The 13,154-nt window shown below is 49.8% G+C and carries 14 protein-coding genes; 8 read left to right on the forward strand and 6 right to left on the reverse strand.

Annotated elements, in window-relative coordinates; translation table 11 throughout:
- The first annotated feature begins 9 nt into the window (after nt 1-9).
- Both C5O19_RS21290 and C5O19_RS21295 read left to right on the forward strand, forming a co-directional pair.
- Nucleotides 10-1,149, forward strand: a complete 1,140-nt coding sequence (locus tag C5O19_RS21290) for a sensor histidine kinase (RefSeq protein WP_104715396.1) — start codon at nt 10-12, stop codon at nt 1,147-1,149.
- Nucleotides 1,146-1,928 carry a LytR/AlgR family response regulator transcription factor gene (locus C5O19_RS21295; RefSeq protein WP_207766498.1) on the forward strand — a complete coding sequence of 261 codons (783 nt, stop codon included), beginning with the start codon at nt 1,146-1,148 and terminating at the stop codon, nt 1,926-1,928. The genes C5O19_RS21290 and C5O19_RS21295 overlap by 4 nt, the downstream gene beginning before the upstream one ends.
- Nucleotides 1,929-1,990: 62 nt before the next feature.
- Here the strand turns inward: C5O19_RS21295 and C5O19_RS21300 are convergent, their stop codons facing one another.
- The 3 genes from C5O19_RS21300 to C5O19_RS21310 form a co-directional block, all read right to left on the reverse strand.
- Complete coding sequence (locus tag C5O19_RS21300; RefSeq protein WP_104715397.1) at nt 1,991-2,545, reverse strand: hypothetical protein; 555 nt, start codon at nt 2,543-2,545, stop codon at nt 1,991-1,993.
- Nucleotides 2,546-2,585: 40 nt separating this feature from the next.
- Nucleotides 2,586-3,104, reverse strand: a complete 519-nt coding sequence (locus C5O19_RS21305; RefSeq protein ID WP_133163417.1) for a hypothetical protein — start codon at nt 3,102-3,104, stop codon at nt 2,586-2,588.
- 344 nt (nt 3,105-3,448) lie between these two features.
- Nucleotides 3,449-4,702, reverse strand: coding sequence for an alkaline phosphatase family protein (locus C5O19_RS21310; RefSeq protein WP_104715399.1), 1,254 nt, complete (start codon nt 4,700-4,702; stop codon nt 3,449-3,451).
- A gap of 311 nt (nt 4,703-5,013) precedes the next feature.
- Between C5O19_RS21310 and C5O19_RS21315 the strand changes: the two genes are divergently transcribed.
- The 4 genes from C5O19_RS21315 (at nt 5,014) to C5O19_RS21330 (ending at nt 8,118) form a co-directional block, all read left to right on the forward strand.
- Complete coding sequence (locus tag C5O19_RS21315; protein ID WP_104715400.1) at nt 5,014-5,442, forward strand: RrF2 family transcriptional regulator; 429 nt, start codon at nt 5,014-5,016, stop codon at nt 5,440-5,442.
- Between the two features lie 74 nt (nt 5,443-5,516).
- On the forward strand, nt 5,517-6,731 hold the full coding sequence (hmpA, locus tag C5O19_RS21320) for an NO-inducible flavohemoprotein (RefSeq protein WP_243406468.1): 1,215 nt from the start codon (nt 5,517-5,519) through the stop codon (nt 6,729-6,731).
- 160 nt (nt 6,732-6,891) lie between these two features.
- Complete coding sequence (locus tag C5O19_RS21325; RefSeq protein ID WP_133163418.1) at nt 6,892-7,599, forward strand: hypothetical protein; 708 nt, start codon at nt 6,892-6,894, stop codon at nt 7,597-7,599.
- 279 nt (nt 7,600-7,878) lie between these two features.
- The gene (locus C5O19_RS21330; RefSeq protein ID WP_133163420.1) at nt 7,879-8,118 is read left to right on the forward strand and encodes a hypothetical protein; all 240 of its coding nucleotides are present in this window, start codon (nt 7,879-7,881) and stop codon (nt 8,116-8,118) included.
- Nucleotides 8,119-8,212: 94 nt separating this feature from the next.
- Here the strand turns inward: C5O19_RS21330 and C5O19_RS21335 are convergent, their stop codons facing one another.
- From C5O19_RS21335 to C5O19_RS21345, 3 genes are read right to left on the reverse strand one after another with little or no spacing between them, the layout of a single operon-like run.
- Nucleotides 8,213-9,565 (reverse strand): HAMP domain-containing sensor histidine kinase, encoded by a 1,353-nt coding sequence (locus tag C5O19_RS21335; protein ID WP_104715403.1) that lies wholly within the window; start codon nt 9,563-9,565, stop codon nt 8,213-8,215.
- Nucleotides 9,566-9,573: 8 nt separating this feature from the next.
- Nucleotides 9,574-10,257 (reverse strand): response regulator transcription factor, encoded by a 684-nt coding sequence (locus tag C5O19_RS21340; protein WP_104715404.1) that lies wholly within the window; start codon nt 10,255-10,257, stop codon nt 9,574-9,576.
- Nucleotides 10,257-10,895, reverse strand: a complete 639-nt coding sequence (locus C5O19_RS21345; protein WP_104715405.1) for a hypothetical protein — start codon at nt 10,893-10,895, stop codon at nt 10,257-10,259. The genes C5O19_RS21340 and C5O19_RS21345 overlap by 1 nt, the downstream gene beginning before the upstream one ends.
- 363 nt (nt 10,896-11,258) lie before the next feature.
- On the opposite strand from C5O19_RS21345, the gene C5O19_RS21350 reads away from it, so the two are divergent.
- Nucleotides 11,259-12,188, forward strand: a complete 930-nt coding sequence (locus tag C5O19_RS21350) for a helix-turn-helix domain-containing protein (protein WP_104715406.1) — start codon at nt 11,259-11,261, stop codon at nt 12,186-12,188.
- Between the two features lie 190 nt (nt 12,189-12,378).
- Nucleotides 12,379-13,131: an SDR family NAD(P)-dependent oxidoreductase gene (locus tag C5O19_RS21355; RefSeq protein ID WP_104715407.1), complete on the forward strand. Its 753-nt coding sequence runs from the start codon at nt 12,379-12,381 to the stop codon at nt 13,129-13,131.
- Nucleotides 13,132-13,154 lie beyond the last annotated feature (23 nt).

Genomic DNA, 13,154 nt, shown 5'->3' on the forward strand with positions numbered 1-13,154 from the left:
AACAAGCGTATGCCTGGCACTCCTTTGCATCTGGATCGTCGTACCTATAAACGGTACATTCGACTGGCCCTGACCCCGGTGGTCATGCTGGCCATTCACGTGCTGTATTACCTCATTAATCCGGAAAGCTCGCTCTGGAATATTGGGAGTACGCTCGTCTGCAAACAGTGGGCGACGGATCTGACCATTACCTTCCTGTTTTGCTGGCTGTTGATCGAAGTGAGTATCGGTATTGCCGATGGATTGGAAGGCTGGTTTCCCTGGTCGAGCTCACCGCTCCTGCGGTTTATTGTGCAGACCGTCTGTACGCTACTGGCCAGTGTGATCATTTTGTTGATTGAGGATCAGGTATATGCCTGGATTTATCCGGAAACGCCCACGCCTAAGGAAGTACTGGAAGCCTGGCAGTTTCTCGTCGTCAATCTAATCGTAGCTCTCATGGTGAGCACCTATCATACGGGTTACTTTCTGTTGAACCGCTGGAAAACCACGCTGGAAGAAGCGGCCGAACTGAAAGTAAAGACGCTGGAACTGAAAGAAATGGCCCTGCAGGCGGAGTTACAATCGCTCAAGCTTCAGCTCGATCCGCATTTTCTCTTCAACAACTTCAGTACTTTATCCGAACTGATTCTGGAAAATCCTTCCAAGGCTTCCCTCTTTCTGGATAAATTGGCCAAGGTGTACCGCTACATGATCCAGAACATGAAGCAGGATTTAGTACCCCTGAAGGACGAGATTGCTTTTGTCAAAGCCTACCAATACCTGATTGGCATCCGGCACGGGCAACAGGTGCTGATTGAACTGGACCTTAATCCGTCACTCGGTCATAAGTGGATTCCACCCATTTCCATTCAATTACTGATTGAAAATGCCATCAAGCACAACCGGGCGACCCTAGCCGAACCCTTAACTATTTGTATCGAACAAGTGGGCAATCGCCTGTGCGTGACCAACAACATCCAGCCCTTTCCGACGCCGCTACCCTCTTCGGGTTTGGGACTGAAAAACATTAAGAATCGGTATCGCATTCTTTCCAGTCAGGTACCGGTGGTAAACGCCAATGGTCAGCACTTCTGGGTAGAACTCCCCCTATTTGATTTTCCACACGCCCCGCAATCCAGTCTTAGCCTGAGCACTACGTACGAATGAATACGAGCCTTTTGCCCTGTTTGATTATTGAAGACGAACAAGCCAATGTGAACCGTCTGATTCGACTGCTGCAAAGCCTTCGCCCAAATCATCAGATTTTGGCGGTTTTAGGTACCGTTAGCGAAAGTGTGGCCTGGCTGAAAACGCAGCCGAAGCCACCATTAATTTTTATGGATATTCGGCTGGCGGATGGCATTTGTTTCGACATTTTCTCGCAGGTACCCGTCAGTAGCCCCATCATTTTTACGACAGCCTACGATGAGTACCTGATGATGGCCTTTAAGGTTACCAGCATTGATTACTTGTTAAAACCCATTGACGCCGACGAACTAGCTCAGGCCCTGGATAAGTTCGATCAGCTGCATCCTACCCAACCCACCACCGACTCAGCTACGCTTTACGCCGAGTTTCTAGCCTTGTATCAGAAGCAGATGAAACCATCCCGACAGCGGTTTTTGCTGCCCTACCGCGATGGCTATACCACCCTGCTGGTAGAAGATATTGAGTTCTTTTTCTCGGAAGCCAAGCTCACCTTCGCCCACACGAAAAGCGGTGATAAATCCATGATTCCGCATACACTCGAAGAGCTGGAAATTGATTTAAATCCGCAGCATTTCTTCCGGGCCAATCGCCAGTATATTATTCACGTAGGTAGTATCCGAAGTATTCACAACTACTTTAATGGCAAGCTTAAGGTACAAATAGGTACGTACGAACCGCTGGATATTATCATCAGTAAGGATAAAGCTCCTGCGTTTAAGCATTGGCTGAATCAATGATGGTTGCTAAAGTTAATGTATGGATAATTTTGGCTTCAGGACATACAGTAGAACTACCTAATTTATTTGAGTTCACCCAGGTAAAAGGCGAGGTTTAAACCGAAAAAAGAACGCCTGGCGTTTACATTTCCAAAGGCCGTCAGACCGATTCCTAAATCTTTTCCTCCCGTAATAAAACGAATTTCGGTGGGCAAGCCAATGGTTGTATAGTCCAGGCTTTCGTACACATTATTTCCGTAGAGTAATGGATCGGAATCGTAGTATTTATATACTCCCCGATCGGTACCCCATACCGCACCCACACCCGCCGAAAAACGAAACTTTCCTACTTTGTAACCGTAGAGTAAGCCTACATCCGCCACATCAATCAGAGGAGTTACGCTTTCCTTTTCGAAAACCCCCAGATTATACGAACAGCGAAAGGTAAGGAGCGTTGGTTTGTTTTTAAACTCGTAAGCAACGGCCCCCGTTAGATTAGCAAATTTGGTTTGTCCTACGGCACCTCCACCGGCTAAGGATAACCAAAACCCGTCCCGGGTACGGTCCTGTGCGTACGCTTTTCCAGTAAAAGCCGTAACGAAGAAAAAAAGCAGTACGTAAAAAGTTGATTTAATCATTGGATGGGTTGGTGAAATGAATCGTATTAGTGGATGAATTTCAAAAGGTAAAGCCGATTTTACCCGTGAGGTAACCTCTCTGTTGCATGCCTAACAGGCCCACGGAGGCGAGTATACGGCTTTTACCTTTAAGTCGATAACCAGCACCCAAACCCGTTTCCAATAGAAAGGTAGCCGTACCACTTTCGTACTGATTCCAGAAATGAGAATAGCCAGGATTCAGGTAGAAATATGGAATGAAACGTTGCGTAGAAAAGTCTGCCCGCAGGTCGGCAAAAGCCATCATACCATTGATCCCGGCAATTCGGGCGTAACTAAGACCCAGACCCGTATGGATCATTTCTTTAAAAACGCAGCCGTTTACGGAAGTCAGGCGAAATCCATTCGCTTGTGGTGGCAGGTAATCCCCTTTCCAATCCGGACCGGGATCCACCGTACGCCCGCGGATGAAATAATTAAATTTTTCAACGAATAGACTGGATTCAAATCGGGACGTACGCTGTGCGTATAACAGGGAAGAAAACAGTAACATTACTATACTCGTATAAAGCCATTTCATAGAGGGGAGGTTGGTTCTAAATTAAAATATAAAGGCAAGGTGATTTTCTTTTCAAAGAAGGTTAATTGCGTTTTAAAAATAACGGTAAAAGAATTATTTATTATTTTAAATCGTAAAGAGAATCGACTGTATTGCTAACACAAAATCAATTTAGTTAAGAAATTCTCTTGTTTTTATGTGGCTTCTATTTTGTAAAAATGATTAGCTATTTAGATCCTCATAATGGAATAAAGAAGGAACAAAACCTTACTCAAATCACAAATTAATTCATTAGTACAGGTGAAGAGCCGCATGGGTTATATGAACTAACCCATGCGGCTCTTCGCTTACTAGTTACCGATCCTTTACCGTTCCACCACCCAGCGATTTACAGTATTGTAGGTTCCTTCCAGTACGACTTTATAGAAACCTTCGGGTAGCTTAGATACATCTAGTGTTGCTTTTTCAGCCGTTACCGGGACTTGCTCCATCAACAGGTAGCGGTCATGGCCGCCTTTTTCAAAATCGTTGGTTAGGGCCAGCCAGATCTTTACCTCGCCCGTTTTATCAACCGCCTGCCAGGTAAGCTTGATCTGCTTGTTTTCTTTGGTGATAGTGGGGTGATTGATCGAAAGTTTACCCGTCAGCGGTACGCCGTCGAGTTCAAAGGCCCGTTCTTTCGGAAAATTGATTCCCAGATGCCGACCAATCGTTGGGGTGATATCCACAATAGCGGGGTACGCCTGCGTCTTGGCCGACTGGCGGAAGTAATCGTTCAAGCCGCTGGCGTTGGTTACGATCCAGGTACTACGTTCGGCATCCGACTGGCGACCATGATCTTTTCCCACGGGTTCACTTCTCCCGTGATCGGTAGTAATAAAAAATTGCCATTTTTCACCCAGTTTTTCCCGCTCCTGAATGGCTTTCCACAAACGCCCCATTTGATCGTCCATCAGCGTAACGGCTTTAGTAAAAGCCTCACTGTTGCCGTATCGGTGGCCCATGTCATCGGTGTATTCCAGATAGACCCAAGACAAATCCGGAGCGTTGGTACGGATATAGGCCGCCGCCTCATCCACGACTTTTTCATCAATGCGGCGAATGTACTCGGATTTGTTATCGTGCGGGAAATGCAGCGTATCCAGTTCAAAACCATCGAAGAAGTAATCCATTTCCAGCTGATTGGTCTGGTCTAAACCCGTACCAATCAGTTTGGTACGATTATCGAGCCAGGTGGAAAAAATGGCGGCTTTCTTCTGGGGATAGGTTTCCTTAAAGAAGCGAAAGATCGTCCAGTAGTTATAATTCGGTTCCCGGATGCTGTTATCCCAGACGTTATGCTTGTTGACCCAGGTACTCGTCAGCAAGCTATTATAACCCACCGCCGAGATGGTGGGAGTTTGTGAATACGACTGTTTCTGACCCCCTACGTACGCTTTGCTCATACCGCCGACTTTGGCAATGGCATCCAGATGAGGCGTCGGAATTTTTTTGAGTTGTTCGTAAGAAATGCCATCGACAATTACGAATACGGCCTTGTGTGCCCCCGGCTGAGCGTAACTGGTCCGGACGCTGGCCAACAAAAGCATCGCATACGCAAAATAACGTGGAAAGCTCATGGTACGTAAAGAATAGATTTGATGCAGTAAAACGTTTAACAATCTTAAATGATACAAGCAGTTCGCTCAAGCCTTTTCTTGTCTAGAATGTGCGAATGCACCCCTACTAGGGTTTGACTGCGTGAATCTAGGTTCATTCGGAAAGGCAAGTACCGTTTTCTCTAAACTTTTACAAAATCATAACACACGTCCGAGCGGAATGGAAAGTCCGATACGCGTGGGCTACCGAAAAAATCAGGCAAAAAATAAATAAAAGATATTTTTGTCTTTTATTCAAAACCGCGTACGTTTGTCCCAAGTTTAATACGCCGATGTTTTCGAAAACCTGCGAATATGCCATCCGGGCTCTACTTTACATTGCTCAGCAATCGGACGCTGGGCACAAAGTTGGTTTCCGTCAGATTGCTCAGGCAATTGATGCTCCCGAACCCTTTCTGGCCAAAATTCTTCAGGATTTGACTCGGAAAGGCTTGCTGCAATCGGCGAAAGGCCCGAATGGCGGGTTTTTCGTAGCGGCGATGGATATTTCGCTGGCTGCCGTCGTGCGGGCCATTGATGGGGACAAACTGTTTAGCGGTTGCGGTTTGGGCTTACCTAATTGTTCAGAAAGTAATCCCTGCCCGATCCATCAGCAATTTAAAAGCGTACGGACTCAGATTCAGAAAATGCTGCAATCGTCTACCATCGGTGATTTCAATGACTTGATTGCCCAAGGTCTGGTTCGATTAAAAAGTGCCTGATTCTTTTTTTTATCTCAACAAAAGACTAAAAGGTCTTTTACTATTTAATTCACCACTGTTTCTCATAGATGACCATGATGACCACCGAAGAAAAAGAACTCGTCAAAGCCACCGTTCCCGTCCTGAAAACCAATGGCGTACAGTTAACGACGCACTTTTACCAACGCATGTTCCGCTACAATCCCGAGCTTAAACATACGTTCAATCAGGGGAATCAGCAGAACGGTCGCCAGCAAATGGCTCTGGCGATGGCCGTGCTGGCCTACGCCGAACACATCGACGATCCCTCGGTACTCTTACCTGTTCTGAACCACATCGGCCACAAACACGTCAGTTTATCCATTCGGCCCGAACATTACGCCATTGTGGGCCGCCATTTGCTGGCTTCCATTGGCGAAGTACTCGGCGAGGCGGCAACGCCCGAACTACTACAAGCCTGGGCTAAAGCTTATCAGCAACTGTCGAAGCTTATGGCAGGCGTGGAAGCGGATCTATACGAGCAGAATGTAGCCCAGGAAGGCGGCTGGACCGGCTGGCGGCCCTTCCGCATAGAAATTAAACAGGCCGAAAGCAGCGAGATTACATCTTTTTATCTGGTCCCGGTCGATGGCGGTCCAGTGGCCCCGCACCGGCCGGGACAATTCCTGAGCGTACGCGTGTTTCTGCCCCAGCTCCAGTTGCTTCAGCCGCGTCAGTACAGCATTTCTTCGGCTCCAAATCAGCGGTATTACCGGATTTCGGTGAAACGGGAAACCAACGCCATTCCCAGTTTCAACGGTATGATCAGTAATTACCTGCACGACCACATTCAGGAGGGGGATACGTTGGATTTGAGTGCTCCGGCCGGGGAATTTACACTGGAGCTATCGGATTCCCGCCCCAGTGTATTCATCAGCGGCGGTGTTGGACAAACGCCTTTGCTGAGTATGCTGGAACATTTGCTGAATTCCTCCTCGGAGCAACCCATTCACTGGATTCACGGCTGCCGGCACGCGGGCGTACACGCCTTCAAAGACGTATTGGCCGAATGGGAAGCGGCGTATCCACACCTGCACACGCACTTGTTCTACAGCCAGTTACCCGAGCTGGGCGGCTCGCAGGCGGGCGTTCAGGCGGGCATCGTTGATATTTCGCAGCTACCCCCTTACGTTCTGAATCCCGAGGCCATTTACTACGTCTGTGGTCCATCAGGATTCATTACTAAACAATTCAGGGATTTACAGGCCGCGGGTATTCCTGCTTCCTCCATTCGCTTTGAAGAATTTGGTCCGCAGTCACTTGCTCTGTAATGAAACGTGGGAAATCGTAGGGTTTTGAATCCGGCTCGGAATTGCGAAGCGGATTCAAAACCTCATCTGTATCCTAAGCTTAAGATAAATTAATCGTTTCTTCAGATCGTCCTTAAGTGGGTACGGTAGGTTTGCCATCGTAAGTCATCAAAACAGACCTATGAAAAGCAAACCATCATTCGCACTTCTCGTACTCGCCGGTATGGCGAGTGTCGTTACACTTCAAGCACAACCTCCCGTAGGTCCAGGCCCCGCTGCCTTCCGTCCCGGTCCTCCCGCTGGGCCGCTCCCGCTTCAACAACCGGGGCTGGTTGCCCTCACGACGCTGAGCGGTACTGTGCAGGATTTCACCGCCAACGATGAGTCGGTTCTGGACGGATTCACGCTTCATACCGAAGGAAAGAAGGTAGCCGTTCAGTTTCCCCCGCACCTGGGACAGGCCATTCAGGCGGCGAGTAAATCAGGCCGCCAGGTAACGATAACGGGTTCTTCGGAACTCACGCCCGAGGGACAGAGCCTGTTCCGGCTGGTTAGTCTGACGAGTGGTCAAACCGTCATAACCGATACACCTCCATCCGCACCTGCTACGCCACCGACGTTAACGCCGACGACTTTTAAGGGGAAAGTACTGGATTATCAGCTCAACAAGCAGGGCCAGGTAAGTGGGTTACGCCTCAGTGACCAGACCCTCGTTCGCGTACCTCCTCACCTCGCCGCCCAGGTGATTGCGGTCGCTCCGAAAGAAAGTACGGTTTCAGTAGAAGGATACGTCCAACCCACGGGTGAGGGTCAGGTTCGCCTGCAAAAACAACAGGTAATCGAAGCCTCGGTTCTTACTGTCAATGGAAAGTCATTTCTGCTCCGTTAGTAGCGGACTTTTCCTAAAACCAGTTGGTTTGATTTCCTGAGGTAATTCCCGGAAATCAAACCAACCGATTTAGCTTCTTTACTTCGGTTCGCAAGTGGCCGTTCTATTGCTCCGGTAAGATCGCATAGAGGTAATGCATCTTCCTTTGGTCAGACCACTAAATAAGCCAATGAAGAAGACGTTTGCATCAGGAGCCATTCTGCTCAGCTCCTGGAACACGTACACGATGAGACGACTACTTACGACGTGAAGGTTTTCAGTAACGGCCAGCGTATCGTTTTGCATTTTGATTCGTGGGGTACGCAGGTTACACCGGCGGGACCAAGTCCCAAGCCAGGAGGACCCGCCGGACCGATGGCTCCGGCCAAAGAGGCCCTCATTCAGGACGCGACCCTGCGGCCCTCCTTGATTACGACCTGCTTACAGACTCATTTCAGTGGGTACACGTTTCTGGTAACTAAGCAGCATACGCCGCCAGCGGGAACTACGAGTGAGTACAAAATTGATGTGGGTGAGTAGTTGTTTATGCTTCGGTTTTTCAGCCTCCGGTGAATTACTGCTGGCCCATGCCAGAGGATAAGGATAGTGGAGGTGAATGAGCCAAGACTCTGTTTTACCGAGCGGGGTCCTGGTTTCTTTTGAAGCGAATCTCGGCTCGAAAAGAATCCTCCGTAGCCGTTACGGTGAATGACCCTTCCATGAGTCGAACCATTTGCTGACTGATCCAGAGGCCTAAGCCGTATCCATCGTGCTGGGTATCGGCCTGATAGAATTCCTGAGTCAACCGATCGGGATCGGCTACCGGACCACTGGTCAAGTTAGTCAAAGACCAGACCACGTTTTCGTCGAGCATCTCCAGTCGCAAATCCACCTGCGTTTGTGGTCGGGCGTACTTGGTGGCGTTATCCAGCAGATTGAGCAGCACATTCGTAAGTTTGTCTTCGTCCGCCCCCACGCGAAACGAAGGAGCCGTATCATCCAAATACACCGACAAATAGAGTTGTCTCTGCTTCAGAACGGCATGATAGCGTTCCGTTAGCTGCAAGGTCAAATCATCGAGTTCGATGGGTTCCGGACGTAGTTGCAGGGTACCTGCCCGAAGCTGACTCATCGCCAGCAGATCGTCCACCAGCCGACTCAGTCGCCGTAATTCGCCCAGTTGACTCGCCAGAAAAAAACGTTCGCGGTCGTTGATCGCCTCCCGCTGGGCGACTTCGATTTCAGTTCGCAGAATGCTTAGCGGCGTACGCAGTTCGTGCGAGGCAGCGGCAAAGAAGTTGTGTTGCGTATCCACGGCCTGTTGAATGCGGGCCAGCATGTCGTTGATGGTCGTCGCTAATTCCTGTATTTCATCGCTGGTCCGGGGCATGGGTATGGGGGTTACCCCACCAGCCAGATTAACCGAACGAGCCGACTGAATGATGGCCTGTAGGGGGCGTAACAGCCAGCCGCTCAGCCACCAGGCTCCCAGTCCCGAAATCATCATACTCAACAACAGCGTACTGATCAGTAACCAGCCAATGTTTTGCAGTTGACGGGTCAGGGGGCGATTGCTACGCCCCACGATGGTGGTCAGTTTTCCGTAGTCGCCCTCCGCATCTCGGTTCACCCGGGCCAATTGCAGGGTATCGGATGAAAACACCGTAGTCGTTCCGGTTTTGCTCAGGTGCTCCGGAAATTGCGGCGACTGGTACAGACGGCGGGAGGAATCGCCCGTGGTATACCAAAGGGCCAGCACTTCGCCCGACTCGGGCAATGGAATCACCAGCGGATAAAGCGACACCCGTTCGGATAGCCGCGTTGCCCGATCCATCAACGCCCGATTTTCCTGCTGAATCAGTACCTTTTTGACCTCATGGAATACGTAGGTAGCCGCAGCGGCAAACCCCAGGAAGAAGGTAAGTCCGAATACCAGACCTATCTTTACCCGAATACTACGAATGGGCCAGAACCCTACCATCTTCATCAAGGAATTTAATTGATCTCCAGTGGTCCCTTGAGGCGATACCCTACGCCAACGACCGTTTCAAGCAGCGGCACGGCAAAGCCCCGGTCAATTTTTTTCCGAAGCTGATGGATGTGTACTTCCACGACATTACTGCCCCGATCAAAATCGGATTCCCAGACTTTTTCGGTCAATTGAGCTTTGGAGAGAACCCGACCGGCATTACGCATGAGCTGTTCCAGCAACTGATACTCCCGAGGAGTCAGGGCAATGGGTTGTTCGCCCCGGGTGACTTGCCGACTGGCCAGATCCATCCGGAGGTCTCCGATCTGCCACACCACCAGCCGACTGCCCGCCTGACTCCGTTGTACCGTACGAATCCGGGCCAGTAATTCTTCCAGCTCAAAGGGTTTACGCAGGTAGTCAACGGCTCCTAAGTCCAGTCCTTCTACTACGTGGCGAGACTGATTGAGAGCACTCAGGATCATCACGGGAGCGTCAATGCCAAAAGCCCGTAGGGTACGCAATACGTCAAAGCCCGTCGTTCCGGGTAACATCAGGTCCAGCAAAATCAAATCATAACCGCCTACGGCTGCCTGTTCAAGGCCTACCGATGCCGATAAGGCAATATCTACCGCGTAACCCGCCTGCCGAAGACCTTTCTGCAGGTGCAGGGCCAGTTTTTCTTCGTCGTCGATTAACAGAATTTTCATTAGAGTGCAAAGGTTTGACCCCGAATCGTTAGTGTAGAAGGGAGTAATACAGCACGGCCAGTTTGATTGACAAAACCCTCGGCAGTTCGCTCGAAGCCGGTCACACCCAGGCGTTGAACACCTTCCAGCAAGGGAAGAATTTGTCCGGCCTGGTGGGGTTTGAGTTCAATGAGATACTTATCCGTCAGTAAAGCGATCAGTTGCCCGCGTTCGTCCCGTATCTTTTTGACCAGGGGCCCCTCCGCCTGAACCAGCGAGCCCGATTGGGGTTGAGGCGGCGGCAAACCGGCCACTTGTATCACTAAACCTGAGGAGGGTTTTCGCAGCCGAATCAGGCGATACCGGTTCAGCCGGGCCTCCTGCGGGCGAGCCGGGCCGGGTCCACCCGCTCCGGGTTCGACATCGGCGGTAATCGTTTGCCCAGTGCGGGCTAGTCGCCGGATACTGAGAGCGGCGTGGGGAGGGAAACCCAGTTGTACTTCGCCCGTCGTTGTTTGTAGCCGTAAGCCATCATAATCCCCAATCCGATTGCACACATAGCCGAGCACCCGGCCGGAAACGGTTGTCTGAGCCAGGGTTGCTTCACTACATAGCCACCAGAGCAGGAAAATGATAGAATAGCGTAACGTTTTTTTCACACGACGAATAAGGGGGAATCACGAACGATTGGTTACCGGGGTAGTTTTTTCTTTCAACATGGGCTATACGGATTCGTTTTATCAACCGTACCCATTAATAAGTCCTTTTACTGAAACATTTTCCGAAGCATTTCAGAGGGCCTCGTCCTTTTGAGTCTGTCAGCCCCGACGAATTTTCTCCTTGTACAGGAGCCAAGTTCGGCTACTCCGATAAAAATGACCTTAGGATAAGATTAAGATTTCTTAATGTTTCGATTTCAGCTCTTCTCCTTACCTGACTACCTATGCCCATGAAATCCGTATGTTCTTGATTTTATTTTTTGATCACTCTTTGTAGATTTGATTTTTACAAACCCATGCTACATGGCACTGACCTCAGTTGATGATTTTTATCGGGAAATAACGACTTGCACTACGCTCGAAAAACAAACGATCTTTCCGCAGGATGTCGCGAAAGAAATTGGTCATTTCAATGTTTTCAGTATCGAAGACTTGTTTCAGAAGACAACGCAGCGGTCGGTCATGCCGTACAATCGTCGGACTTATTACAAAATCAGTCTGATTCGCGGCCGAAACCGAGTCGAATACGCCGATAAAGTCATTGACATTGAAACCAATGCCCTGCTGTTTGCTTCGCCCAAGGTACCCTATCACTACGTACCACTGGATGAGCACCAGGCGGGTTATTTCTGCATTTTTACGGATGCGTTTCTCCTGCCCAGCAAGAGCGGCGTCATCCTGGACGAGCTACCCATTTTCCGGCCGGGCGGCATACCGATTTTCCAGCTGAGCGATGAGAAAGCCGACCAGTTCAACAGCCTGTTCCTGAAGATGCGGGAAGAAATCACGTCCGATTACGCCTATAAGTATGATTTGCTACGCACCTACGTGTTGGAATTGATTCATTACGGACAGAAACTCCAGCCTTTACCAGCAAACTCCTCCCATCCATCGGCCTCTGCCCGGGTTACTTCCCTTTTTCTTGAATTATTGGAACAGCAGTTCCCCATTGATACGCTCCATCAGAAAGTAGGCCTTCGTACGGCCAAGGATTTCGCCAATCATTTGGCGGTTCACGTCAATCACCTCAATAAGGTTTTGAAAGAAACGTTGGGCCAAAGCACCACGGAAGTCATTCAACAGCGGCTCCTGCAGGAAGCCAAAATTTTGCTCAAACAAACCAACTGGACGGTATCCGAAATTGCTTACTGTTTGGGTTTCGAACAGGTGGCCCACTTTTCCAATTTCTTCCGCAAGCAAACCTCCTTCTCGCCGCTCGCTTTTCGGGCCTAAGATTTGATTTTTGCAACGAATGGATTGATCCTTACAAACACCCAGATTGCCCTAGCACTCATCTTTGCATCCGGCAAGCCAGCCGTAAATCGCTGGTTGGGATACGACCTAGCCGGGTACGCCCTGTGCCTGCTGGTACTTGGTTTTACGGCTAAGTACCGTTCTTTCAAACCTTAAGAAACAGACCATTATGAGTATTGCATTAGTTACCGGGGGTAGCCGCGGTTTGGGCAAAAATATGGCCCTGAGTCTGGCAAAAAAGGGAATCGACGTGATTCTTACCTACCATAGTAAAGCTGACGAAGCTCAGGCGGTCGTCGCAGAGATTGAACAACTGGGAGCGAAAGCCGCCGCCCTTCCGCTCGACACTGCCCATGTGGCTGGATTTGAATCCTTTGTGCAGCAGTTTAAACAAGTACTCGCCGATACCTTTGGCCAGGAACGGTTCAACTTTTTAATTAACAACGCTGGTGTGGGTGTATATACGCCCATCGGCAACACGAAGGAAGAAGACGTGGATCAACTGGTAAATGTTCACTTCAAAGGCGTCATTTTCCTGACCCAGCACCTGCTTCCTCTCCTCACCGATGGTGGCCGGATCATCAATATTTCTTCGGGTCTGACTCGCTTTTCCAATCCAGGCTACGCCGTGTACGCTTCGCTGAAAACGGCCATTGAAACGCTGAGCCGGTACATGGCAAAAGAATTGGGATCACGCGGTATTGCTGTCAACGTCGTAGCTCCGGGAGCCATCGAAACCGATTTTGGCGGTGGAGCCGTACGGGACAATGCTCAGATCAACCAGCAAATTGCCAGTGCGACGGCCCTGGGCCGGGTAGGTTTACCCGATGACATTGGGGGTGTAGTTGCCTTTCTATGTACGGAAGAAGCTCGCTGGATCAATGCGCAGCGGATTGAGGTATCGGGTGGGATGAATCTGTAGTAAGCCAGCTTCATTTAGGTGTA

It is taken from the genome of Siphonobacter curvatus (genome assembly GCF_002943425.1).
Taxonomy (GTDB): Bacteria; Bacteroidota; Bacteroidia; order Cytophagales; family Spirosomataceae; genus Siphonobacter; species Siphonobacter curvatus.